The 509-nt window shown below is 67.6% G+C and carries 2 pseudogenes; one reads left to right on the forward strand and one right to left on the reverse strand.

The features are described 5' to 3' along the window. A pseudogene (locus DVK00_RS20775) lies at window positions 1–144 on the reverse strand (D-2-hydroxyacid dehydrogenase); the annotation flags it as partial. Between the two features lie 129 nt (window positions 145–273). On the opposite strand from DVK00_RS20775, the pseudogene DVK00_RS20780 reads away from it, so the two are divergent. After that, a pseudogene (locus DVK00_RS20780) lies at window positions 274–509 on the forward strand (amidohydrolase); the annotation flags it as partial.

Below are 509 nucleotides of genomic sequence, written 5' to 3' on the forward strand. Positions count from 1 at the left end.
GGCGACGAGTTCGCGTTCCTGTTTCGGCGTCCGGGCGAGCGTCACGGTCCGGTCCGGGAGGCGCTCGCGGAGCGCGTCGGCGTACGATTCCATCGAAAGGCCCTCGGTCCCCTCGCGGAGGACGACGATGTCTGTCTCGGTCATGATATCGGTCGCGCGCGTCGCGGGCGCGGTTGCTACATCGATTGGGTGACGCTCCCTTAGTCTTTTTGTGTAGCCGGTGTCCACGGATACCGTTTATGCTTAAGTGGGTGGCGGGTGGTACGTGTACGCATGGCTGACGCCGTTCGAGCGCGATTAGCGGAGCTTCGCAGAGACCTCCACCGCCACCCCGAACCGGGTTGGTGCGAGTTCCGGACGACCGCGCGGCTCGTCGAGGAACTCCGCGCCATCGGCGTGGACGAACTCGCCGTCGGCGCGGACGCCTACGACCCCGCAGACCGGATGGCCGTCCCGAGCGACGACCGGCTCGACGAGTGGTACGAGCGGGCGCTCGACCGCGGGACCGA

The organism is Haloarcula sp. Atlit-47R, from assembly GCF_003665985.1.
GTDB lineage: Archaea > Halobacteriota > Halobacteria > Halobacteriales > Haloarculaceae > Haloarcula > Haloarcula taiwanensis.